This is a genomic window from Massilia aurea (assembly GCF_014200505.1).
GTDB lineage: Bacteria > Pseudomonadota > Gammaproteobacteria > Burkholderiales > Burkholderiaceae_D > Telluria > Telluria aurea_B.
In genome coordinates this window covers 1,235,081-1,257,819 of the sequence record NZ_JACHBX010000001.1, presented here as the reverse complement: position 1 = coordinate 1,257,819, position 22,739 = coordinate 1,235,081, and the positions used below count along the sequence as shown (strand labels likewise).

Below are 22,739 nucleotides of genomic sequence, written 5' to 3'. Positions count from 1 at the left end.
CGACCCATTGCAGGATGATCCCATGACGGATGACCTCGTCTTTGCCGACGAAGTCGACGCCGTAGACATCGGCAGACGGCCGCCGTGGCGCATCCTGGTCGTTGACGACGATGCCGATGTCCATTCGACGACCACCTTTGCGCTGGCCAACGTCATCATGCAGGGCCGTGAATTGGCCTTCCTGCACGCCTACTCGGCCGCCGAAGCGTTCGCACTGCTGGGCCGGGAAAGCGACATCGCCGTCATTCTGCTGGACGTCGTGATGGAGCGCGCCGACGCCGGCCTGCAGCTGGTGCGCCGCATCCGCGACGAACTGGGTCTGCATGACGTGCGCATCATCCTGCGCACCGGCCAGCCCGGTTACGCCCCCGAGATGGAGGCGATCCGCGGCTATGACATCAACGATTACCGCACCAAGTCGGAACTGACCCGCACCAAGCTCTACACCGCCGTGGCCGCCGCCATCCGCTCGTACGAACAACTCTGCGCGCTCGAAGCCAACCGGGTCGGCATGGAGCGCATCGTCGCCGCCTGCGCGCAGCTGATGGCGCTGCACGGCGTGCGCGACGTGGCCTACGGCATCCTGGCCCAGGCCGCCGGGCTGGTCGGGCAGCCGGTCGACGGCGTGCTGTGCACGCGGGAGTTCAGCGATGGTACCGGCACCGGCGCTTTCGGCCCGCTGTGCGTGGTGGCCGCCTGCGGCGACAGCCGCGACCTCGACGGCTGCGAACTCGGCGCGCAGTACGACGATCCGCACGTGACCCGGCTCGCGCTGGCCGCCGAGCGCACGATCGCGCAGCGCGGCTGCACGACCGACGACGGCATGCTGACCTTGTTCTTCCCCGGCAAGGCCGGACGCGATTTCGTGGCCTGCATGCCGCTCGAACGCCCGATCAGTGACGTCGAGACGCGCCTGCTGAAGGTCTTTTGCGGCATGGTGGCCGTCAGCCTCGACAATTGCGAACTGGTGACCGACCTGAACAAGTCGGCGTTCCACGATCCGCTCACCGGCCTGCCCAACCGCACGCGCATGATCGAGCTGATCGACGCCACGCTCGCCGCGGGCGCCGACAACGATGCCGTGCTGGCGCTGGTCGATATCGACCACTTCGCCGAAACCAATGACGCGCTCGGGCACCGCTTCGGCGACCTGCTGCTGGCGGCCGTGGCCCGGCGCCTGTGTACGCGTCTCGCACCCGCGCCGGCGCCCGGTCTCGCACCGACCCTGCATATCGGCCGCATCGGCGGCGACATCTTCTGCGTGCTGGGCAGTGCCGAGCTGGTCCAGCCGGCCGCGCTGCAGACGCTGTTTCTCGACGCGTTCCACATCGATGGCCAGGACGTGCAGGTGTCGTCGACGCTCGGCCTCGTCTGCCTGCGCGAACACGACGGCAGCGGCGCCGATGCCCTCAAGGACGGCGACATTGCGCTCAAGCGCGCCAAGCTGCAGCAGCGCGCCGGCCATTGTTATTTCTCGCGCAGCATGGGCGTCGAGATTCGCGAGCGGGTGCGCATGATGCATGCACTGCGCAGCGGCTTCCAGCGCGGCGAACTGTTCCTGGATTACCAGCCGCAGATCGACCTGGCCACCAACCGCGCCATCGGCGCCGAAGCGCTGCTGCGCTGGCGCCAGCAGGATGGCAAGCTGGTCCCGCCCGACCGCTTCATCCCGATTGCCGAATACTCGGGCCTGATCGTCGAGATCGGCGAATGGGTGCTGCGCGAGGCCTGCACGGAGCTGCTGCGCCTGCGCGCCGCCGGCCACACGGCATTTACCATGTCGGTCAATGTCTCGCAGGTGCAGCTGCGGCATCCGCACTTTCTCGACATGCTGCGCCGCGCGCTCGACGATACGGGCGCGCCGCCCGACTTCATCGAACTCGAGATCACGGAATCGATGGCCATGGAAGAGCCGGCCGCGCTCGTCGAAAAGCTGGCGCACGTCAAGCGCACCGGCGTATCGATCGCGATCGACGATTTCGGCACCGGGTTTTCATCGCTGTCGCACCTGCAGCGACTGCAGGTGGACCGGCTCAAGATCGACCGCACGTTTGTCACTGAGATTACCGGCTCGGCGCGCGGCAGCAGCATCGCGCAGATGGTGGTGCAGCTGGGCCGCAACCTGGGCTTGTCGGTGATTGCAGAAGGGGTGGAAGACGAGCGCCAGGCGCAGATCCTGCGCGAGCTCGGTTGTCCGCTGGCCCAGGGTTACCTGTATTCGCGGCCGTTGTCGCCAGAAAACCTGCTGGCCTGGCTGGCCGGTGAGTCGGTCACGCGCGCGGCGTGACCGGCGACATGGTCAGTCGGGCGCGTTCTGCTCGGCTGGCCAGTCGCGGATATAGGCCTTGAGCATGCGGTTCTCAAAGCTTTGCGCTTCCAGCACGGCGCGCGCCACGTCGTAGAACGAAATCACGCCCAGCAGCGTGCGTGCATCCATCACCGGCAGATAGCGCGCATGCTTTTCCAGCATGATGCGGCGTACCTCGTTGACTTCAGTCTCCGGCGTGACGGTGATCGGGCTGTCGTCCATGTGACGACGCACCGTGCCGGCGCCCACCGCGCCGCCATTGGCGTGCAGCGTCTTGAGCACTTCGCGGAACGTCAGCATGCCCACCAGATCGCCGTATTCCATCACGACGAGCGAGCCAATATCGTTCTCGGACATCGTGGTTACGGCCTCGACCAGGGGCTGGTCGGGCGTCACGGTGTACAGGATATTGCCCTTCACTTGCAGGATTTCCGAAACTTTCATGCTGGCCACCCCCGCGCGGTCAATACTGCTGTTGGATAAATTTGTATAAGGCATAACGCCGACTGTAGCCTATGCCCGGTAAAAAATCCAGCATTGCGCCACCTCAAGGTGCGGGCACGGCCGCAGAATGGTGCAGTGCAGATTGCGCAAACGGCCAACGCTGCTAGGATGGCGCTCTTCCATCCAGACAGGCTATCTGACATGCAACTCACGATCGACGGGCATACCGCCTTTTGCCATACCGGCGACCACCCGTTCGACCCGGCGCTGCCCACGGTCGTGCTGGTGCACGGCGCCCTGAATGACCACGCGGTGTGGACGCAGCAAAGCCGGGCGCTGGCCGCGCGCGGCTTTGCCGTGCTGGCGCCCGACCTGCCGGGCCATGGACGCAGTGGCGGGCCGGCCATGCGCTCGGTCGAGGCGCTGGCCGACTGGCTGATCGCCCTGCTCGATGCGGCGGGCGTCGGGCGTGCGCTGCTGGCCGGTCACAGCATGGGTTCGCTGGTCGTGCTGGAAACGGCGTCCCGGGCGCCGCAGCGCGCTGCCGGCCTGGCCCTGCTGGGCGCCACGTTCCCGATGAAGGTGGCCGACGCCCTGCTCGCCACGGCGCTGGAAGATCAGCAGGCCGCCATCGACATGGTCGTGACCTGGTCGCATGCGCCGGCGACTGACCCGTCGGTTGCCGACGCTGCGCGTGACATGATGCAGCGGCTGGCAGCCGGTAGCAGCGAAGCGTTGCTGCACACCGATCTGGCCGCGTGCAATGCGTACGCCAACGGCATGACGGCTGCCGCGGCAGTCACCTGTCCGGTGGTATTCGTGCAGGGAACGCAGGACAAGATGACGCCGCCGCGCAAGGCGGGTGCACTGACGGACGCGATCGCGCATGCAACCGTCGTCACCGTCGTCACCGTCGAAACGGGTCACGCGATGATGCAGGAAGCACCCGAGGCGGTCTCGAACGCGCTGCTGGCGCAGGCTGAACGACTAATCAGCTGACCGGCGCGGCCGCCGCGTCGGCGTCGGCGTCCCCGGCATCGCCAGTGTCGCCAGTATCGCCGAAGTGCTCACGCAGGGTTTCGCCCAGCCCGGCCTCGACCGCCTCTTCGACCCGGCGCGCCAGCGCGCCGGTGTCGAGCGACAGGGCGGTATCGGGGCTGGCCTCTTCTTCGCGCTGCACGGCCTCCTCCACCGCGAAGTCGAACACGAACAGGCGGTACACGTCGGCCAGGCGCAGCGTGTCCGGGTCGGCCAGCAGCACCCAGTGCTCCTGGCTGGCGCGCTTGGTGTGGCGCCAGCTGATCTTCGCCGGCGCCTGGTCGTGCACGCGCCCGACCCAGCCTTCGGCCACCATCCGGTGCAGCAGGCGCGCCAGTTCGTTGTAACCGATGCGCGTGTGATGGCGGATGGTGCTGCCGGACACGAGCGCCGTGCCACTCAACTTTGCGCTGCCGTGCAGGACCTTCAGCACCGACATCGCGTCGACGAAGGCGCCGCCGGGCGCCGCCTGATACCACCAGCGTTCGTATTTGACGACCGGCAGCGCCGCCGTCAGCAAGGCGCCCACCAGCGTGATCATCCACGTGACATAGATCCAGACCAGGAACAACGGCAGCGCTGCCAGCGCGCCATAGATGATCGCGTAGGTCGGAAACTGGCGGATGAAGAGGCCAAACACGCGCTTGGCGACTTCGAACGCGATCGCGGCGGCGAGCGCGCCCCAGAACGCGTCGCGCCAGGTGACATGGCGATTGGGCACCGCCACGTACAGCAGCGTGTAGCCACCTGTCGTCGCGGCAATCGAGGCAAGGGTGAAGGCCAGCGTGGCCAGCACGCTGGCATCGCGCTCCAGCCCGCCCGTGACGTCCACCAGCTGCGACGTGAAACTGAGCGAGGCTCCGAACAGGATCGGACCCAGCGTGATCAAGGCCCAGTAGACCAGCAGGCGCTGGGTCCACGGACGGGGCTGGCGCACGCCCCAGATCTGGTTGAAGACCCGCTCGATCAGGCTCATGGTCGCGGCCGTCGTGAACAGCAGCGCCACGGCGCCCAGCGCCGACAGGCCCTTGGCCTTGCTGGCGAACTGGGTCAGATTGCCGCTGATCGTGCTGGCAATGGCCGGCGGCATCAGGTTCTGCACGAACCAGGCATCGACCATCGTGCGCACCTGGCCGAACGCCGGGAACATCGTGAAAATAGCCAGCACGATCGTGAGCAGTGGCACCAGCGCCAGCGTGGTCGTAAATGTCAGGCTGCCGGCAACCTGCGGCAGGCGCTCTTCGCGCAGGCGGCGCAGCGCAAAGCGCACCAGATCTTTGGCCTCGGCGCGGGTCAGGCCGCGCTCGAGACTGACCTCAAGGCTGCCGTCGGCGCTGTCGGTAGCAGTGTGGGAAGGATGCTGCGGCGGTTGGTTCGGCATGGCCATGGAAATACCCGATTCAGGCCACGAATTGGGCGTCAACCCGGGCATGTCACTTCAACAAAGCGCACTATAATACCAAGGATGAACACGAACCCTTTGAGCATCCTGGTTTTGTACTACTCCCGCCACGGCGCCACGCGCAAGCTGGCAGAACTGATCGCCCAGGGCGTCGACAGCGTCCCCGGCGCCGAGGCGCGCCTGCGCACCGTGCCCGCCGTGTCATCGGTGGCAGAAGCGACTGCACCGTCCATCCCCGAGGATGGCGCGCCGTATGTCGAGGCGGCCGACCTGGCCGAATGCGCGGGCCTCGCGCTGGGCTCGCCCACGCGCTTTGGCAATATGGCCTCGAGCATGAAGTACTTCCTCGACGGCACCGCCGCCGAGTGGGTCAATGGCACGCTCTCCGGCAAGCCGGCCGTCGTGTTCACGTCCACCGGCAGCCTGCATGGCGGGCAAGAGGCAACGCTGCTGTCGATGATGATTCCCCTGCTGCACCACGGCATGCTCGTGATGGGCTTGCCGTACACGCACCCCGAACTGATGAACACCGCCAGCGGCGGCAGCCCGTATGGCGCCACCCACTGGGCCGGCGTCGATGGCAAACGCGCCATCACCGAGGACGAGCGCGCCTTGTCGATCGCGCTTGGTCGCCGCCTGGCAACCGCGGCCCTTAAACTGCACGAAGGTCAATAATGGGCAAAGGCAGAGTCTTTCATATCGGCGCGGTACTCAGCCTGGTCTGGCTGATCGGCTGGCTGGTGGCGTGGGAAGCGTTCGTCGCACCGCTCCAGCCGGGCAGCTGGCTGCTGGCCCTGAAAGCGCTGCCGTTGCTGCTGCCACTGCGCGGCGTGATCAAGCGCGACCTGTACACGCTGCAATGGTCATCGATGCTGATCCTGATTTACTTTGCCGAAGGCGCCGTGCGGGCCTGGGCCGATACCAATCCGCTGTCGCGCCAGATGGCCATCGGTGAAGTCGTGCTGGTGGTCGTGTTCTACGTCTGCGCCCTGCTGTATCTGCGCCCGTTCAAGAAAGAAGCGCAGCGCATGGCCAAGGAATTGCTGGACAAGGTCAAAGTCCCGCATGGTTGACCAGTCAGCGGTCGCCTTCCTGCAAGGGCTGCGCTCCATCGTGGGCGTCGGCCATGTCATCACGGATCAGGCCGACATGGCGGGCTACCTGGCCGACTGGCGCGGCCGCTACAGTGGCCGCGCGCGCGCTGTCGTGCTGCCGCTCGACACCGATCAGGTGGCCGCCGTCGTGCGCCTGTGCGCCGGCACCGGTGTCCCCATCGTCCCGCAAGGCGGCCGTACCGGCCTGGTCATGGGCAGCGTGCCCGATACGTCGGGCGACGCCATCGTGCTGTCGCTGCGCCGCCTGAACCGCATCCGCGCGATCGACCCGGCCAACCGCACCATGACGGTCGAGGCCGGCTGCATCCTGGCCGACATCCAGGCCGCGGCGGCAGCGGCCGGCATGCTGTATCCGCTGTCGCTGGCCGCCGAGGGGTCATGCACGATTGGCGGCAACCTGTCGACCAATGCCGGCGGCACCGCCGTGCTGCGTTACGGGAACACGCGCGACCTGTGCCTGGGCCTCGAAGTCGTCAATGCCCAGGGCGACGTGTGGGATGGGCTGCGCGGGCTGCGCAAGGACAATACGGGCTACGCGCTGCGCGACCTGTTCATCGGTGCCGAAGGCACGCTGGGCGTCATCACGGCGGCCGTCCTGAAACTGTTCCCGGCGCCGCGCGGCATGCTCACGGCCCTTGTCGCGCTGGACTCGCCGCGCCAGGCGCTGGCATTGCTGAATTTGCTGCAGCCGCGCTGCGGCGCATCGCTGACGGGCTTCGAGCTGATGTCAGCCGTCTGCATGGATCTGGTCGCGCAACAGTTCCCGGCCCTGCCACAACCGTTCGCCATGCGCCACCCGCAATATGCGCTCGTGGAATTGTCGAGCAATGAGTCGGAAGCGCACGCGCAGGCGCTGCTCGAATCCGGCATCGGCGCCGCGCTGGAAGACGGCATCGCGCGCGACGCCGTCGTGGCAACATCCAGCCAGCAAGCACTGAGCCTGTGGCGCCTGCGGGAACACATCCCATTGGCACAGGCGGCGGCCGGCAAGAACATCAAGCACGATATCTCGTTGCCGGTCTCGACGATTCCGGATTTCATCGCGCACACCGACGCCGCGCTCGACCGGGCGTTCCCGGGCTGCGTGCTGGTGACGTTCGGCCACCTGGGCGACGGCAACCTGCACTACAACGTCGCGCCGCCAGCGGGTGTCGCGCACGAAGCGTTCCTGCTGGAGCAGGATACGGTCAACCGGATCGTCCACGACGCGGTGGTCGCGTTTGCCGGCTCGATCTCGGCCGAGCATGGCATCGGCGCGCTGAAACGCGACGAACTGGCGCGCACCAAGTCGCCGGTCGAACTTGGCATGATGCGTGCCATCAAAACCGCGCTCGACCCGCTGGGCATCATGAATCCCGGGAAAATACTATGACCGGGAGCCTGCCATGCGTTGCCTGTGGTGTCTTGTATTGTGCGCGGCGTGCTGCGCCGTGTGCCGGCTGGCCACGGCCGGCGCGGTCTACAAATGTCATGACGGAGCACACGTGAGTTACGCGGACCGACCCTGCCCTGGCACCGGCGCGCCGCTCGCGCTGCCGCCCGCCCCGCAGCCCGATCCCGTGCAGGCCGCGCGCCTCGCTGCCGCCCGCACCGCACTGGCGACCATCGATGGGGCACGCACCGCGCAGGCTGCGCGTGACGCGCATGAATTCGAGCGCGCCGGCCGCGTCGCGCTGGCCCTACGCAAGCGCTGCGACAAGCTGCGTCTGCAGGCACGCTGGGCTGATGAAGACCTGGCACGCAGCAGCGATGATGCGAAAGCCATCGCGCGCATCAAGGCGCGCCGCATGGTTGAGACACTGGCGGTCGAATGCCCGGGTTGAGCCGGCTCACGCGCTGGCTGCTGCTCGGCGAGTGGCGTGCGCACCCGGTCCGCGCGCTGGTGGCGATTGCGGCGATTGCCGTTGGCGTGTCGATGGGCTTTGCCATCCACCTGATCAACGCGGCCGCCTTCAATGAATTCTCGGCCGCCGTCAAGAGCCTGTCGGGCCAGGCCGACATCCAGGTCCAGGGACGCGAACTGCTGTTCGACGAAGCGGTGTACCCGCAGCTGGCCAGCCACCCGGACGTCGCGGTGGCCGCCCCCATTCTCGACGTGCAGGCGGGCGTGCCGGGCCAGGACACGCCGCTGCGCATCATCGGCATCGATGCCTTTCGCGCCGGCTTCATCTCGCCCGACCTGACCGGCGTGCCGGGCAACGGCCGCATGCTGGACGTACTGGCCGACGATGCGCTGTTCCTGTCGCCGGCCGCCGAAGCGTGGCTGGGCAAGCGGCGCGGCGACACACTCAATCTGCGCGCCGGCACCCGCGTCATCACGCTGCGGGTGGCCGGCCCCGTGCAGCGGGCCCGCAGCGGCCAGCGCCTGGCCGTGATGGATATCGGCGCGCTGCAATGGCGCCTCGAACGTGTCGGCAAACTGTCGCGCGTGGACCTCAAGCTGCGCAGCGGCGTCGACCGCGCCGCGTTCCAGCGCGCACTGACGGCCGATCTCGAGCGCACCTGGCCGGGCCGCTTCACCGTTGGCCAGCCGAACGATGCCGACCAGGAAAGCCGCACGTCGAACATGAGTCGTGCTTACCGCGTCAATCTGACGGTGCTGGCGCTGGTGGCGCTGTTCACCGGCGCCTTCCTCGTGTTCTCGACCCAGGCGCTGTCGGTCATGCGCCGGCGCAGCCAGTTCGCGCTGCTGCGCGTGCTTGGGTTCGAACGGGGCCAGTTGCTGCGTCAGGTGCTGCTCGAAGGCGCGAGCCTGGGCGTGGCCGGCAGCCTGCTCGGGATCAGCGCCGGCTACGCGCTGGCCGCCACCGCGCTGCATTATTTTGGCGGCGACCTGGGCGCCGGCTATTTCCCCGGCATCCGTCCGCAGGTCGCGTTCACGCCCGGCGCCGCCATCGTCTTCTTCGGCCTGGGCCTGGGCGTGGCCTTGCTCGGCTGCCTGGCGCCGGCGTGGGAAGCGGCGCGTGCCCGGCCGGCGGTGGCGATCAAGTCCGGCGCCGACGAAGCGCCGCTGTCGCGCCTGGCGCGCGTCTGGCCGTCGCTTGCGTGCCTGGCGATCGCCGCGCTGTTCGCCTTTGCGCCGCCCGTGTTCGAGCTGCCGCTGTTTGGCTACCTGGCGATCGCGCTGCTGCTCGTGGGCGGTATCGGCCTGATGCCGCGCTTTGCCGCCGTCACGTTCCGCGCGCTCGAAGCGCTGCTGGCAAAAAAGCGGCATCCGCTGCCGGTACTGGCGCTGTCGCTGGGGCGCCTGGCCAATGCGCCAGGCCAGGCCTCGATCGCGCTGGGCGGCATCCTGGCCAGTTTCAGCCTGATGGTGGCAATGGGGATCATGGTCTCGAGCTTCCGGGTCTCGGTCGACGACTGGATGGGGCATATCCTGCCCGCCGATTTGTATGTGCGCACGGTCGACGCCGGCGGCACCGGTTATTTGAGCCCGGCGCAGCAGACGGCGCTCACCGCGCTGCCCGGCGTCCAGCAGATCCAGTTCCTGCGCACCCGGCGCGTGTCCCTGGCACCCGAGCGTCCGCCGGTCGTCGTCATCGCGCGCGACATCGACGTGCGCGATCCGGCGCGCCTGTTGTATCTGGTGGGCGCGAGTGCGCCGATTCCTGCCGGCGCGCGGCCGGCCTGGGTATCCGAGGCGCTGCTCGACCTGTACGGCGCGCGCGTCGGCCAGACGCTGCGCCTGCCGCTGGGCGGCGCCGAGACGCCGTTCTTTGTGGCCGGCGCCTGGCGCGATTACGCGAACCAGAGCGGTTCGGTCGTCATCCAGCTGGCCGACTACCGCAAGCTGACCGGCGAAGGCGATGTCACCGACGCGGCGCTGTGGACCGGCGACGGGGTCGACGCGGCCGCGCTGGAAACCCGTTTGCGCGCGCTGCCGTTCGGCGCGGCGCTCACCTTCATGCGCCCGGGCGACATCCGCGCCGCGAGCCTGAAAATTTTCGACCGCAGTTTCGCCGTCACGTACTTGCTGGAGGCGATCGCGATCGCGATCGGGCTGTCAGGCATCGCGGCCAGTTTTTCGGCCCAGACTTTGGCACGGGCGCGAGAATTCGGTATGCTGCGCCACGTCGGCGTCACGCGGCGCCAGGTTCTGCAGTTGCTCGCCTTCGAAGGCGGCCTGCTCACCGGCCTGGGCGTCATCGCCGGTTTCGTGCTCGGGCTGACCATCAGCCTGATCCTGGTATTCGTGATCAACCCGCAGTCGTTCCACTGGACCATGGGCCTGCACCTGCCCTGGCCACTGCTGGGCAGCGTGGCCGCGGTGCTGGTGATCGCGTCCATCGCCACCGCGCTCGTGTCAGGCCGCCAGGACTTGTCGGGCGGTCCGGTGCGCGCTGTCAGAGAGGATTGGTAATGCGTTTCATCCTAGGTGTATTGCTGTCGCTGCTGGCACTGTCAGTGCGGGCCGAACCGCCCGTGTTTGCCCCCGTCACGCCCGGTGCGGCGCTGACGTTCCCGCGCGACTACGGCGCCCATCCCGAGTTTCGCACCGAATGGTGGTACGTGACGGGCTGGGTTGAGACGCCCGACAAGCGCCCGCTGGGTTTCCAGGTCACGTTCTTTCGCAGCCGCACCGGCGTCGACGGCGCCAATCCAAGCCACTTCACGCCGCGCCAGCTGGTGATAGGCCACGCGGCGCTGTCCGACCCGGCGGTCGGGCGCCTCGTGCACGACCAGCGCAGCGCGCGCGAAGGCTTCGGGCTGGCCTGGGCCCGCCCCGGCAACACCGACCTGAAACTGGATGACTGGCGCATGGTGCGCGATCAGGATGGCACCTACCGCGTGACGATCCGCTCGAACCAGCTGACGCTGGAGCTGCGCCTGCGCCCCACGCAACCGGTGCTGGCACAAGGCCAGGGCGGCTATTCGCGCAAGGGCCCGAGCGCGCAGCATGCCAGTTACTACTACAGCGAACCGCAATTGGCCGTCACGGGCAGCGTGGGCCGCGCCGGCATGGCAGCCACAGCCGTCACCGGGAGCGCCTGGCTCGATCACGAGTGGTCGAGCGAAGCCCTGCAACCCGACGCCGTGGGCTGGAACTGGGTCGGCGCCAACCTCGACGATGGCGGCGCGCTGATGGCTTTCCAGATCCGCGACAAGCAAGGTGGTAAACTATGGGCGCACGCCACCCGGCGCGACAAGGCGGGCAAGGTCACGCATTACGCGCCGGAGCAGATCACGTTCACGCCGCAGACGCTGTGGACGTCCCCGCGCACGCAGGCGACCTACCCGATCGCCACCACGATCACCACCGGCGACCAGGTATGGCAGATCGCGCCGCTGCAGAACGACCAGGAACTCGATTCGCGCCGCTCGACGGGCGCCGTGTACTGGGAAGGTGCGGTCACGGTCCAGCAGAACGGGCGCCGCGTCGGCCGCGGCTACCTCGAAATGACCGGCTATGTGCAGCCGATGAAATTATAAGAATCCCACGAAGACACGATGACGACGCGTACCACCAGCTCCACCGCCTCTCCCGACGCAGACATCCCGAGCAAGAGCAGCCTCTCGACCCTCAAGGGCTTGATCCCGTTCATGGCGCCCTACCGGCGCCAGTTCATCCTGGCCGGCATCGCGCTGCTGTTCGCAGCCGGCGCCACGCTGGCGATCCCCGCGGCGTTCAAGCAGATGATCGACCTGGGCTTCGGCGCCTCGGCCACCGCGCGCGGCATCGAGAATGTCAATGCGACCTTTCTGGCGCTGTTCGGCGTTGCCGCCGTGCTGGCGGTGGCCACGGCCGCGCGCTTCTACATGGTCTCGTGGCTCGGCGAACGTGTGACGGCGGACATTCGCAGCGCCGTGTACCGCCACGTGGTGCGCCAGAGTCCCGAGTTCTTCGAGACCACGCGCACCGGCGAAGTGCTGTCGCGCCTGACCACCGACACGACGCTGATCCAGGCGATTGTCGGCACCAGCATCTCGCTCGCGCTGCGCAACACGTTGCTGTTCATCGGTGGCCTGGTCATGCTGTTCATCACCAGCCCGCGCCTGACATCGATCATCCTGGGCCTCTTGGTGCTGGTCGTGCTGCCGATCGTGCTGTTCGGCCGCCGCGTGCGCAAGCTGTCGCGCGATTCGCAGGACCGCATCGCGGATGCCTCGGCCGTCGCCGGTGAAATCCTCAACGCCATGCCGACCGTCCAGGCCTTCACGCGTGAAGGTTACGAGGCCGGGCGCTTTGGCGTCGAAGTCGAAAGCGCGTTCACCACCGCCATGCGCCGCATCCGCGCGCGGGCAACGCTGACGCTCCTGGCGATCGTGCTGATCTTCGGTGCGATCGTGTTCGTGCTGTGGCTGGGCGCGCACGCCGTGATTGCCGGGACCATGACCGGCGGCGAGCTCGGGCAGTTCATTCTGTACGCTGGCATCGTCGCCGGTTCGGTCGGCGCCTTGTCGGAAGTGATGGGCGACGCCCAGCGCGCCGCCGGCGCCACCGAGCGCCTGCTCGAACTCCTGGGCGCCCGCTCGGACATCCAGGACCCGCCCCACCCGGCCACGCTGCCTGCCCGCACCGCCAATGGCGCGCGCGTGACGCTCGACAATGTCACCTTCGCCTACCCGTCACGCCTGCAGGAAGCGGCGCTGTCGCACCTGGCGCTCGAGATCCAGCCCGGTGAAACGGTGGCCGTCGTCGGCCCGTCCGGCGCCGGCAAGACCACGCTGTTCCAGCTGCTGCTGCGCTTTTACGATCCGCAATCGGGCAGCATCCGCCTCGATGGCGTCGATGTACGCGACCTGACGCTGCAGACGCTGCGGGGCGCGGTCGGCATCGTGCCGCAGGATACGGTCGTGTTCTCGCTCGACGCAATGGAAAACATCCGCTACGGCCGCCCCGACGCCACCGACGACGAAGTGATCGCGGCGGCGCGCATGGCCGCCGCCCACGAATTCATCGAGCGCCTGCCGGAAGGCTACCGCTCGTTCCTGGGCGAGCGAGGCGTACGCCTGTCGGGCGGCCAGCGCCAGCGTATCGCCATCGCGCGCGCGCTGCTGAAGAACCCGCCGTTGCTGCTGCTCGACGAGGCCACCAGCGCGCTCGACGCCGAATCGGAACGCCTCGTGCAGCGTGCGCTCGAAGCGGCGATGATCGGGCGTACCACGATCATCATCGCCCACCGTCTGGCCACCGTGCAGCGCGCCGATCGCATCGTCGTGCTCGATGGCGGCAAGATCGTCGAGATGGGCACGCACCACGAACTGGTCGCGCTGCGCGGCGTGTATGCCAACCTGGCCGCCCTGCAGTTCCAGGCGCACGCGCCCGTGGCGGCCTGACCGAAACCCCGAAGTTAGCGCGGGTATTGGCAACTAAATTGTGACTTCTCGTCACATTGCGTTGGATCGTTGTATAGACACAGCGCAAAAGACTGCCAAAACTCACTAAATATTGCCTTGTGAAAAGGTTGGAGCGTATGATCCGGGGTTATACCCTCCATCATCACTCGACTTTCATGAGCAACCAAAAATATAGTTTAGCCAGCTGGAGCGTAGGCACCCGCATCAGCGCCGTCACCTTCGCCCTGGCAGGCGTCATCATCGCCGTGCTGATCGGCACAATCACCCTGTCCACATCGAGCATGCTGGAAAAGCGCGCGATGGATAGCGTGTCAAGCGAGCTCAAAGGCGTCGCCAATACGGTCGAACTGTTCAACAAGACCGTGTCGAGCCAGGCCGTCAGTTTCGGCCGCATCTTCAGCGCCGGCCTGCCGGGCGCGTATGCGCTCGACGAGGCAACGACCGTGGACATCGGCGGCCGCCAGGTACCCACCTTGAACCTGGATGGCAAGGCGCTGAACCTGGACTTCGCCGTCCCCGACAGCTTCACCGAACGCACCGGCGCCAACGCCACCGTGTTCGCCGTCGCCGGTGATGACTTCGTGCGCGTGACCACGTCGGTCAAGAAGGAAAACGGCGACCGCGCCGTCGGTACGGCCCTGGACAAGACGGCGCCAGCCTACGCCGCGCTGCGCGCAGGCCGCACCTATGTCGGCCTGGCCTCGCTGTTCGGCAAGCAGTTCATCACGCAGTACGAGCCGGTGCGCGACGCCGCCGGCAAGGTCGTCGGCGCACTCTACGTGGGCGTCAACATCAGCCAGGACATCGCCTTCCTGAAGGAGCGCGTCAAGGCGATCAAGGTCGGCGACAGCGGCTACTTCTACGTGCTGTCGGCAGCGCCCGGCAAGACCTACGGCGACCTGCTCGTGCACCCGAAGAGCGAAGGCAAGAATATCCTCGACAGCAAGTCGGCCAACGGTCACGAGTTCATCAAGGAAATGCTGGAGAAGAAGGAAGGCACCGTCCGCTACGACTGGCAGAACCCGGGAGAAAGCGGCTCGCGCGAAAAATTTGCGGCCTACACCTACATGAAAGACTGGAACTGGGTCATCGCCGGCGGCACCTATATCGACGAGATCACGGCTGCCGCCTCCGAACTGCGCAACCGCTTCATCCTGCTGGGCCTGGGCGCGCTGGGTGTGCTGGCCACGCTGCTCTACCTGCTGGTGCGTTCGACGGTGACGCGCCCACTGGCCGCCGTCGAAGAAATCGCACGCCGCATCGCCGGCGGCGACCTGACCGCCCGGATCGCGCCCCGCAACAACGATGAAATCGGTCGCCTGACCGTGGCCATCAACGAGATCGGCGAAAGCCTCTCGGGCGTGGTCGGCAAGGTGCGCGACGGCGCCGAGCACATTGCCGCCGCCTCGCAGCAGATTTCGACCGGCAACCTGGACCTGTGCAGCCGCACCGAAGAGCAAGCCGCCAGCCTGGCCACGACCGCGTCGTCGATGGACGAGCTGACCACGACCGTGCGCCAGAACGCTGACAATGCGCGTCAGGCCAATGACTTTGCCCGCAGCGCGTCAAGCGTGGCCCAGAAAGGCGGCGATACCGTCTCGCAAGTGGTCGCCCGCATGGATTCCATCACGGTTGCCTCGCGCAAGATTTCGGACATCACGAGCGTCATCGATGGCATCGCGTTCCAGACCAATATCCTGGCACTGAATGCGGCCGTCGAAGCGGCGCGCGCCGGCGAACAGGGTCGCGGTTTTGCGGTCGTGGCGTCCGAAGTGCGCAACCTGGCGCAGCGTTCGGCCGCAGCAGCCAAGGAAATCAAGGGCCTGATCGACGCCTCGAACCAGGAAGTGGGCGCCGGCAGCGCGCTGGTGGCGCAGGCCGGCACCACGATGCAGGAAGTGCTCACGAGCGTGCAGCGCGTCACCGACATCATGGCCGAGATCAGCAACGCCAGCCAGGAACAGACCCAGGGCATCGAGGAAATCAACCGCGCCGTCGTCGAGATGGACACGACCACGCAGCAGAATGCGGCACTGGTCGAAGAAGCCAGTGCTGCGGCGCAGGCAATGCACGAGCAGGCCGACGCCCTCGCCCGCTCGGTGCGCAGCTTCCGCCTGGCCGAAGACGGCCCGAGCCTCGGCCACGCTGCACCGGCATCGACGCCACGCCGCCCGGCGCTGAGCCACGGCTGATGGACCATTCTGCGCCCGGCCATCCGGCCGGGCACTTCCTGTGCCGGCCCGGCGCGGTGTAGAGTAGCGTTCCTGTTCCTTCGGAGTGCCCCTTGTCAGAATCCGCCCTGCAGCGCCGCTGCCACACGATCTTCCCCGGCCATCGCCAGCGCCGTCCTGCCGAACATTTTGCAGCGATGGCCGCCTGGTGCGAGCAGCACGACATCGATCACGACGTGTATGGCAATGGCGACCTGATCCAGTCCTTGGAGGCCAAGGTTGCGGCCACGCTCGGCTTCGAGGCCGCCGTGTTCTGCGTCAGCGGCACGATGGCGCAGGTGACGGCGCTACGCCTGGCCTGCCTCGAGCGCGCCAGCCGCCTTGTGGCGCTGCACCCGACCTCGCACATCTTCGTCCACGAACGGGCCAACTACCAGTTACTCGACCACTTCCAGGCGCTGCCCGTGGGCGACCGGCACCGGCCATGGACGGCCGCCGATCTGCTGGACGTGCCGGACCGCCTGGGCGCCGTGGGCCTCGAGATTCCCATGCGCGAAATCGGCGGCCAGCTCTCGCCCTGGGACGAACTCGAGGCGATCAAGCGCGGCTGCCGTGAGCGCGGCATCCACCTGCACATGGACGGCGCGCGCCTGTGGGAAGCGGCGGCCGGGTATGGGCGCAGCGCGGCGCAGATCGCGGCCGGCTTCGATTCGGTGTATGTCTCGCTGTACAAGGGCCTCGGTGGCCTGGGCGGCGCGATGCTGGCCGGCAGCAGCGAGTTCGTGGCGCGCTGCGCCGAATGGTTCCGGCGCCAGGGTGGGAACGTCATACACCGCTCCCCGTACGTGGTGGCCGCCGCGATGGACTTCGACGCGCGCCTGGCGGCCATGCCCGATTATTTCAAACGCACGCAGCACTTGTATGCCGCGCTGCGCGCGCACCCGGCGATCCGCGTGAACCCGGCCGCGCCCCAGGCGAATATGCTGCACCTGCATCTGCCTGTATCGCGCGATCATGCGCTGGCGATCCGCGATGCGCTGGCGGCCGAGCATGGTATCTGGCTGTACAACCGCGCCGCCCACGGCGCGCTACCCGATACCAGCGTCGTCGAAATCTACGTGGGTGACAACCTGCTGGCGATGCCCGATGACGCGCTTCGCCTGGCGTTGCAACGCTTTGCCGATCGCCTGGCCGCGCCACCGGCTACCGGCCACGGCGCCCCGAGCGACCCCATTTGCACCGGATGATAGAATGACGGGTTGTTAGTTCCTTCATCACACAACCCGCAATGCGCCAATATCTCGACTTCATGCGCCATGTCCAGCAGCATGGCGCCACCAAAACCGACCGCACCGGCACCGGCACCCGCTCGGTATTCGGCTACCAGATGCGCTTCAATCTGCAGGAAGGCTTCCCGCTCCTGACGACCAAGAAAGTGCACCTGAAGTCGATCATCCATGAACTGATCTGGTTCCTGCAGGGCTCGACCAATATCGCGTACCTGAAGGAAAACGGCGTATCGATCTGGGACGAATGGGCCGACGCCGATGGCAATCTGGGGCCCGTGTACGGTTACCAGTGGCGTAACTGGCCAACGCCCACCGGCGAGCATATCGACCAGATCGCGCAGGTGCTCGAGCAGATCCGCACCACGCCCGATTCGCGCCGCATGATCGTCTCGGCCTGGAACGTGGCGGACGTGCCGTCGATGAAGCTGCCGCCCTGCCATGCACTGTTCCAGTTCTACGTGGCCGACGGCAAGCTGTCGTGCCAGCTGTACCAGCGCAGCGCCGACATCTTCCTGGGCGTGCCATTCAATATCGCCTCGTATGCGATTCTGACCCACATGATGGCGCAGCAGGCGGGCCTGGAAGTGGGCGACTTCATCTGGACCGGGGGCGATTGCCACCTGTACGCCAACCACATGGAGCAGGTCGAGCTACAATTGTCGCGCGAGACGCGCGCGTTGCCGCAACTGGTCATCAAGCGCAAACCCGACTCGCTGTTCGACTACCGCTTCGACGATTTCGAGATCACCGGGTACGACCCGCATCCGGGCATCAAGGCGCCGGTAGCAGTCTGACGGCGCCCGGCCTGACAGGCGGGCGCCATGGCGCCCGCCACCACAACCTGACGGGATCCCCATGACATTTCCACCGAATGCGCTGATGCTGCGCTTGCTTGCGCCCCTGGTCTGTACTGCGCTGGCCGCCTGCGACGGCGCCGGCCCAGCGACCAGCCGGCACGGCGGCCTGTCCGATGCAGCGCCGGCAAGCGGCAACCTGCCCGTGCAGGGAAAAGCCGAACCCATCGGGTCATCCGTGCACGGCGCCACCGTGGCGCACGCGAGCGCGGCAAAAGCATCCACAGGTACGAGTGCGAGCGCAAGCGCTGCGCCGTTTGGCAGTTATCTGCGCCCTTACGCAGCCACGTCCTTGTGGAATGCGCGTCCGGTCAATCCGACGTTCGGTACGTTCGTGATCCCCCGGTCGAGCTACTTCCCTACGGTCGCGTCGGGTGCCTATTCGACCGGCGTGTTCCTTGCGTCGACGACGGACAAGCCCATGACCATCGTCGGGCCTGGCTCCACCGATGCGCACACGGTGGGGGTTGCCGACCCGGACAATGGCGGCAACCGCGTCATCACCCTGCCCCGCTGGCCTGCCGGCGTGTTGCCGGCCTCGGGCACGGATGGCCATGCCGACATCGTCGACCCGGTGACGCAGACCATCCATTCGTTCTGGCAGTTGAAGCAGAAGGATGGCCGCTGGACGGCAGCGCTGTATTCATGGAGCAAGCTGTCCGGCAATGGCTGGGGCGATCCCGCGCACTATTACCAGGGCGCCCGGGCGGTGGGCATTCCGGCGTCGGCTGGCCTGATTCGCAAGCATGAAATCAAGGATGGTCTGGCCGCCTACCCGCATGCGCTGGCAATGTCACTGACGAAAAATGGCCTGGCCAATGGGGTCACCAGCCCTGCCTACATCTTTCCTGCGACCTCGGCCGACAACACGGCAGCGGCGAATACCGGCGCCATTCCCCAGGGCGCGCTGATCATGCTGCCGCGCAGCTTCGACAGCAGCGAGATCACCAATCCCGACCTGAAGAAGATCGTCGAGACCCTCAAAATGTACGGGGCCTATGTGGTCGATTACAACACTGGCACGCCGTTCGTGATCTATGTTGAAAACGACGCCGGCTTCCACCTGATGCCCACCGGCTGGGATGGCAAGATCGCCAGCCAGCTCGACCAGATTCGTGCCAGCCTGCGCCAGGTGACGGCGGTACAGGGTTGGGTCGATGGCAACGGCAACGCAGCCAACGCGGCGATCAAGGCGCAACAGAACATGAATATCCTGTCGATGCGGGGTCCATGGTCGCGCCAGTCGGGCACCGGCACGGCCGCCTACGATACGGCCGGACAGCGTCTCGTGTTCGAACCGGCGAGCGGCAAGACCGTGTATGTCAATGGGAGTAACGCTGGTTTGACCCGCGTCAACTGGGCGCTACCACCGCAAGGCGCTCACGTTGAACTGTCGGTCAGTGCGACCGGCGGCGCCACGTTGCGCCTGCAGGTCACCAGTAATGGCGCCGTGACCGAAGCGACCAAAGACTTGCAGAACGGACAATCCACACAGTTCACATGGCCTGCCGACGCGAAGTTGACGCTGACCGCGACCAGTGGTGCTGGCGGTACTGGCGGCGCGTCGTCCGTCAAGGCATCGCTGGTCAAGGTGCCTTGAGATCGATTGCGATCACAACCATAAGCCCGGCGCGATGGTTCGGGCGACCATACGCAGTTTCTCCTTTGCCCTGTAACTGGCACTGCGATAATTTGCGTTGGAATACCCGGAATACCCATCGATAATCGGCTGCACGCGAAAACGCGGAATGATTTGCTTATTCCGCTTTTTCAATTCCTCTTTCATAGTTTGAAAGAATTTCTTTTCAAGCACAAATGATTTGGAAAATTCGCCACGGAAATACCGGTCGTAGGCGTCGCGACGGAATGCAAACGTCCGCAATTCCATCCACAGATTGCCACCCAACGACTCGCCAATGAGCGGGACGTCCCTGAGATCGCAATACACCTCATAGTCGGCTGGTGCCGAGCAGATCAATTGCTTGATATTTAAAATTTTCAAGCGCCCGGTTACTTTCCAGATATGATCGTCCGCCTTGATGGATTCGCTGGCGAGCAGGCCTTCATCGAACATTCTGAATTCGCCATAGCCCTTGCCTCGGGACGGCGGATAATCCGAACTGACGCTGATGAATTCCACGTTCTTGTACGACTTGCGCTGCAGCGCGTTTTTCAGCGGTGTCAGGTCGGTGTCGGAATTCTCGAGAAAGACGATCCGGTCGACCACCTCGGGTGCTACGCCCTCGTAGTACCGGAGCGCCTCGATATAGTCGTTCATGCGGATCGCCGGATCCATCCGCGTCGAGCCGGGCATGTCCTTCGATGGCGTGATCGTTGCCGACATCAGGATCACATTGGGTTTGATTGGGTTCGACATCGTTTTCCTCACGCTCGGGCTGGCCTCGATCATGCCATATCTTGCAATTTCCCTATCCTACCGCCTTGCACGAAGCACAGCCAACACGGTATCTGGCGCGTTCTCCCGGCATGCCAATAGTGCCATTTGATTCGACCTGAAGTATTTAAACAGTGGTGCTCGTCAATACGATTGCCGCTGAATGTCATGACGATTGTCTTTCGGTTGGCAGTGCTGGAGTTTCCCGATCTCGCTTTACGAGAAACACAAGTCTCGATCGCGACGTTTCAATTCGATCACGTCATCCGGTAATACTTTTTTAATGCCCATAGCAAGACGGGCAATCTTCTGTTGCAAATCCCCAATAGTTTCCTATAAAAATCTTTTTTGCCGTGTGGAATTGCTTTCCCTAACGTAATATTGGCGTCATCTGACAGGCTGAGAGCGAAGAGCCTGATACCGCATCCGATACTCCCTGATATAGAAGATACCCATATGACACTATTTTCACGCACAGTGACCGTCAAGGTCGTCTCAACGCTACTTTGCACGTCCCTGGCCGCCTGTGGCGGCGGCGGCGCTGACACCGATTCTGCTACTGCAGCGATGACTGTGTCGAACATCACCACGCCAGTCGCTGCCGCGACGGCCCCTGCTGTCGATAATGGCGACGCAGCCAAACTCACGCCTGTGAGTGTCGTGCCAACCAACAGCGCCAGTCAACCCGTGTCCCAGTCGACTGGTTCGGCCTCTACCGTGTCCGTTCCATCCACGGCGAGCCCGTCTGTACCATCTTCAACGACCCCATCCGTCGTACCTCCGGCCCAGGCCCCGTCAGCACAACCGGTGCCTGCGGTAGTCGCGCCGGCGACCGGCACCAGTCAACCTGTGTTCCAGCCGGTGGTGTCGGCCCCCACGGCGCCCGCCGCATCCACGCCGCGCCCGTCTGTACCTTCCTCGACGACCCCATCCGTCGTACCGTCAACGCCGGCGCCTTCGGCACAAACGCCCTCGTCGAGCACGCGCGATGGCGTATTTGGCACCTATCTGCGTCCGTATGCAGCAGACTCCCTGTGGAACTCGCGCCCGCTCAATCCGGTCTTCGGGACGTTCGAGATTCCGAAGTCCAGCTATTTCCCGACCGTGGCCTCCGGCGCCTACTCCACCGGCGTGTTCCTCGCTTCCGCGACCGATGCACCGATGACCGTCGTCGGCCCGGGTTCGACCGCCACCAACACCGTCGGTGTCGCTGACCCCGACAGCGGGACCAATCGCGTCATCACATTGCCTCGCTGGCCTGCGGCCGTGCTGCCGGCGTCCGGTACCGATGGCCACGCGGATATCGTCGATCCGATCACGAATATCGTCCATTCGTTCTGGCAACTGAAGCAGCAGAACGGCCGCTGGACTGCGGCCATGTATTCCTGGAGCAAGCTGGGTGGCACTGGCTGGGGCGATCCGTCGCACTATTACCAGGGCGCACGCGCGGTGGGCATTCCGGCATCGGCCGGCCTGATCCGCAAGCATGAAATCAAGGATGGTCTTGCCGCCTACCCGCACGCCCTCGCCATGTCGTTGACCTTCAATGGCCTGGCCAACGGCGTCAGCAACCCGGCCTACATCTTCCCGGCGACGGCGGCTGACAATTCGGCAAACGCCAACACCGGCGCCATTCCGCAAGGCTCGCTGTTGATGCTGCCGCCGAATTTCGACAGCAGCGCAATCGTCAACCCGGATTTGAGGAAGATCGTCGAAACGCTCAAGTTGTACGGCGCCTATGTCGTTGACCGGAATACGGGCACGCCGTTCGTGATCTATGTCGAAAACGATGCCGGATTCAACCTGATGCCAAAAGGCTGGGACAACTCGGTGGCCGACCAGCTCGACAAAATCCGCGCCGCTCTGCGTCAGGTGACGTCGGCGCAGGCCTGGGTCGACGGCAACGGCGACGTCATTGCCGCAAGAAATGCACCACAGCAGAATCTGAATATCGTGTCGATGCGCGGCGGTTGGTACCGGCAGTCCGGCACGGGCGCGGCCGCTTACGACCCGGTCACGCAGAATTTCTCGTTCGCTGCAACGACGACCAAGACGGTCTATGTGAATGCCAATAATACGGGGTTGACCCCAGTCAAGTGGGCCAAGCCGCAAGCGGGCACCTATGTCAACTTCACGGTGCGTGCTACCGGCGGCGCCCGGTTGCGACTGCAAGTGAAATCGGGCAACTCGTTCACGCACGACACCTGGGACCTGGTCGATGGGAAATCGGTCCGCATCCTGTGGCCAGCCAACGCGTCGATCGTGCTGATCGCGTCCAGCGGGACGAGTGGCCCGTCGTCTGTCAACGCGACACTCGTTCCATCAACCTGATAGTTTGCTGTTGCGATGTCAAGCCGCGCCGGGTGCGCGGCTTTTTTTCGGGCGCAGTCAACGTTAAATAGAGACTAGTTTTGAACTGAAGAG

General features: G+C 65.7%; 18 protein-coding genes. 14 read left to right on the top strand and 4 right to left on the bottom strand.

Annotated elements, in window-relative coordinates:
* The first annotated feature begins 22 nt into the window (after positions 1-22).
* Entirely contained in the window at positions 23-2,287 is a 2,265-nt protein-coding gene (locus HD842_RS05585) for a bifunctional diguanylate cyclase/phosphodiesterase (protein WP_229424607.1), read from the top strand.
* A 12-nt stretch (positions 2,288-2,299) separates the two neighbouring features.
* Here HD842_RS05585 and HD842_RS05580 read toward each other — a convergent pair whose 3' ends face one another.
* On the bottom strand, positions 2,300-2,752 hold the full coding sequence (locus tag HD842_RS05580; RefSeq protein WP_183552023.1) for a CBS domain-containing protein: 453 nt from the start codon (positions 2,750-2,752) through the stop codon (positions 2,300-2,302).
* 201 nt (positions 2,753-2,953) lie between these two features.
* On the opposite strand from HD842_RS05580, the gene HD842_RS05575 reads away from it, so the two are divergent.
* A complete protein-coding gene (locus HD842_RS05575; RefSeq protein WP_183552022.1) occupies positions 2,954-3,751 on the top strand; it encodes an alpha/beta fold hydrolase in 798 nt (265 codons plus the stop codon).
* Here HD842_RS05575 and HD842_RS05570 read toward each other — a convergent pair.
* The gene (locus HD842_RS05570) at positions 3,744-5,177 is read right to left on the bottom strand and encodes a YihY family inner membrane protein (protein ID WP_370660793.1); all 1,434 of its coding nucleotides are present in this window, start codon (positions 5,175-5,177) and stop codon (positions 3,744-3,746) included. The genes HD842_RS05575 and HD842_RS05570 overlap by 8 nt on opposite strands.
* A 78-nt stretch (positions 5,178-5,255) precedes the next feature.
* On the opposite strand from HD842_RS05570, the gene wrbA reads away from it, so the two are divergent.
* The 11 genes from wrbA to HD842_RS05515 all read left to right on the top strand — a co-directional run bounded on the left by wrbA (position 5,256) and on the right by HD842_RS05515 (position 19,520).
* A complete protein-coding gene (gene wrbA, locus HD842_RS05565; protein WP_183552021.1) occupies positions 5,256-5,867 on the top strand; it encodes an NAD(P)H:quinone oxidoreductase in 612 nt (203 codons plus the stop codon).
* On the top strand, positions 5,867-6,265 hold the full coding sequence (locus HD842_RS05560) for a DUF2069 domain-containing protein (RefSeq protein WP_183552018.1): 399 nt from the start codon (positions 5,867-5,869) through the stop codon (positions 6,263-6,265). The genes wrbA and HD842_RS05560 overlap by 1 nt, the downstream gene beginning before the upstream one ends.
* Positions 6,258-7,679, top strand: coding sequence for an FAD-binding oxidoreductase (locus HD842_RS05555; protein WP_183552014.1), 1,422 nt, complete (start codon positions 6,258-6,260; stop codon positions 7,677-7,679). Before HD842_RS05560 ends, HD842_RS05555 begins: the two co-directional genes overlap by 8 nt.
* Before the next feature lie 112 nt (positions 7,680-7,791).
* A complete protein-coding gene (locus HD842_RS05550; RefSeq protein WP_370660792.1) occupies positions 7,792-8,130 on the top strand; it encodes a DUF4124 domain-containing protein in 339 nt (112 codons plus the stop codon).
* The gene (locus HD842_RS05545; protein ID WP_183552008.1) at positions 8,118-10,667 is read left to right on the top strand and encodes an FtsX-like permease family protein; all 2,550 of its coding nucleotides are present in this window, start codon (positions 8,118-8,120) and stop codon (positions 10,665-10,667) included. The genes HD842_RS05550 and HD842_RS05545 overlap by 13 nt, the downstream gene beginning before the upstream one ends.
* Positions 10,667-11,737: a lipocalin-like domain-containing protein gene (locus HD842_RS05540; RefSeq protein ID WP_183552005.1), complete on the top strand. Its 1,071-nt coding sequence runs from the start codon at positions 10,667-10,669 to the stop codon at positions 11,735-11,737. Before HD842_RS05545 ends, HD842_RS05540 begins: the two co-directional genes overlap by 1 nt.
* Before the next feature lie 18 nt (positions 11,738-11,755).
* Positions 11,756-13,585, top strand: a complete 1,830-nt coding sequence (locus HD842_RS05535) for an ABC transporter transmembrane domain-containing protein (protein ID WP_183552002.1) — start codon at positions 11,756-11,758, stop codon at positions 13,583-13,585.
* Positions 13,586-13,761: 176 nt separating this feature from the next.
* Complete coding sequence (locus tag HD842_RS05530; protein ID WP_183551999.1) at positions 13,762-15,798, top strand: methyl-accepting chemotaxis protein; 2,037 nt, start codon at positions 13,762-13,764, stop codon at positions 15,796-15,798.
* 92 nt (positions 15,799-15,890) lie between these two features.
* Complete coding sequence (locus HD842_RS05525) at positions 15,891-17,024, top strand: threonine aldolase family protein (RefSeq protein ID WP_183551996.1); 1,134 nt, start codon at positions 15,891-15,893, stop codon at positions 17,022-17,024.
* A 41-nt stretch (positions 17,025-17,065) separates the two neighbouring features.
* Positions 17,066-17,860, top strand: a complete 795-nt coding sequence (locus tag HD842_RS05520) for a thymidylate synthase (protein WP_183551993.1) — start codon at positions 17,066-17,068, stop codon at positions 17,858-17,860.
* 61 nt (positions 17,861-17,921) lie between these two features.
* Complete coding sequence (locus HD842_RS05515; RefSeq protein WP_229424606.1) at positions 17,922-19,520, top strand: Atrophin-1 multi-domain protein; 1,599 nt, start codon at positions 17,922-17,924, stop codon at positions 19,518-19,520.
* Positions 19,521-19,532: 12 nt separating this feature from the next.
* On the opposite strand, the gene HD842_RS05510 is transcribed toward HD842_RS05515, so the two are convergent.
* A complete protein-coding gene (locus HD842_RS05510; RefSeq protein WP_183551990.1) occupies positions 19,533-20,330 on the bottom strand; it encodes a hypothetical protein in 798 nt (265 codons plus the stop codon).
* A 242-nt stretch (positions 20,331-20,572) separates the two neighbouring features.
* The gene (locus HD842_RS05505) at positions 20,573-20,899 is read right to left on the bottom strand and encodes a hypothetical protein (protein WP_183551987.1); all 327 of its coding nucleotides are present in this window, start codon (positions 20,897-20,899) and stop codon (positions 20,573-20,575) included.
* A 223-nt stretch (positions 20,900-21,122) separates the two neighbouring features.
* Between HD842_RS05505 and HD842_RS05500 the strand changes: the two genes are divergently transcribed.
* Positions 21,123-22,646, top strand: coding sequence for an Atrophin-1 multi-domain protein (locus HD842_RS05500; protein ID WP_370660791.1), 1,524 nt, complete (start codon positions 21,123-21,125; stop codon positions 22,644-22,646).
* The last annotated feature ends 93 nt before the right edge of the window (positions 22,647-22,739 follow it).

What these genes read in the sequence shown, in the direction of transcription:
- HD842_RS05585 (WP_229424607.1), top strand. Translation starts at nt 23, where the DNA reads ATGACGGATGACCTCGTCTTTGCCGACGAAGTCGACGCCGTAGACATC.
- HD842_RS05580 (WP_183552023.1), bottom strand. Translation starts at nt 2,752, where the DNA reads ATGAAAGTTTCGGAAATCCTGCAAGTGAAGGGCAATATCCTGTACACC.
- HD842_RS05575 (WP_183552022.1), top strand. Translation starts at nt 2,954, where the DNA reads ATGCAACTCACGATCGACGGGCATACCGCCTTTTGCCATACCGGCGAC.
- HD842_RS05570 (WP_370660793.1), bottom strand. Translation starts at nt 5,177, where the DNA reads ATGGCCATGCCGAACCAACCGCCGCAGCATCCTTCCCACACTGCTACC.
- wrbA (WP_183552021.1), top strand. Translation starts at nt 5,256, where the DNA reads ATGAACACGAACCCTTTGAGCATCCTGGTTTTGTACTACTCCCGCCAC.
- HD842_RS05560 (WP_183552018.1), top strand. Translation starts at nt 5,867, where the DNA reads ATGGGCAAAGGCAGAGTCTTTCATATCGGCGCGGTACTCAGCCTGGTC.
- HD842_RS05555 (WP_183552014.1), top strand. Translation starts at nt 6,258, where the DNA reads ATGGTTGACCAGTCAGCGGTCGCCTTCCTGCAAGGGCTGCGCTCCATC.
- HD842_RS05545 (WP_183552008.1), top strand. Translation starts at nt 8,118, where the DNA reads ATGCCCGGGTTGAGCCGGCTCACGCGCTGGCTGCTGCTCGGCGAGTGG.
- HD842_RS05540 (WP_183552005.1), top strand. Translation starts at nt 10,667, where the DNA reads ATGCGTTTCATCCTAGGTGTATTGCTGTCGCTGCTGGCACTGTCAGTG.
- HD842_RS05535 (WP_183552002.1), top strand. Translation starts at nt 11,756, where the DNA reads ATGACGACGCGTACCACCAGCTCCACCGCCTCTCCCGACGCAGACATC.
- HD842_RS05530 (WP_183551999.1), top strand. Translation starts at nt 13,762, where the DNA reads ATGAGCAACCAAAAATATAGTTTAGCCAGCTGGAGCGTAGGCACCCGC.
- HD842_RS05520 (WP_183551993.1), top strand. Translation starts at nt 17,066, where the DNA reads ATGCGCCAATATCTCGACTTCATGCGCCATGTCCAGCAGCATGGCGCC.
- HD842_RS05515 (WP_229424606.1), top strand. Translation starts at nt 17,922, where the DNA reads ATGACATTTCCACCGAATGCGCTGATGCTGCGCTTGCTTGCGCCCCTG.
- HD842_RS05510 (WP_183551990.1), bottom strand. Translation starts at nt 20,330, where the DNA reads ATGATCGAGGCCAGCCCGAGCGTGAGGAAAACGATGTCGAACCCAATC.
- HD842_RS05505 (WP_183551987.1), bottom strand. Translation starts at nt 20,899, where the DNA reads ATGTTCGACACAGTCATCGCTGCAGTAGCAGAATCGGTGTCAGCGCCG.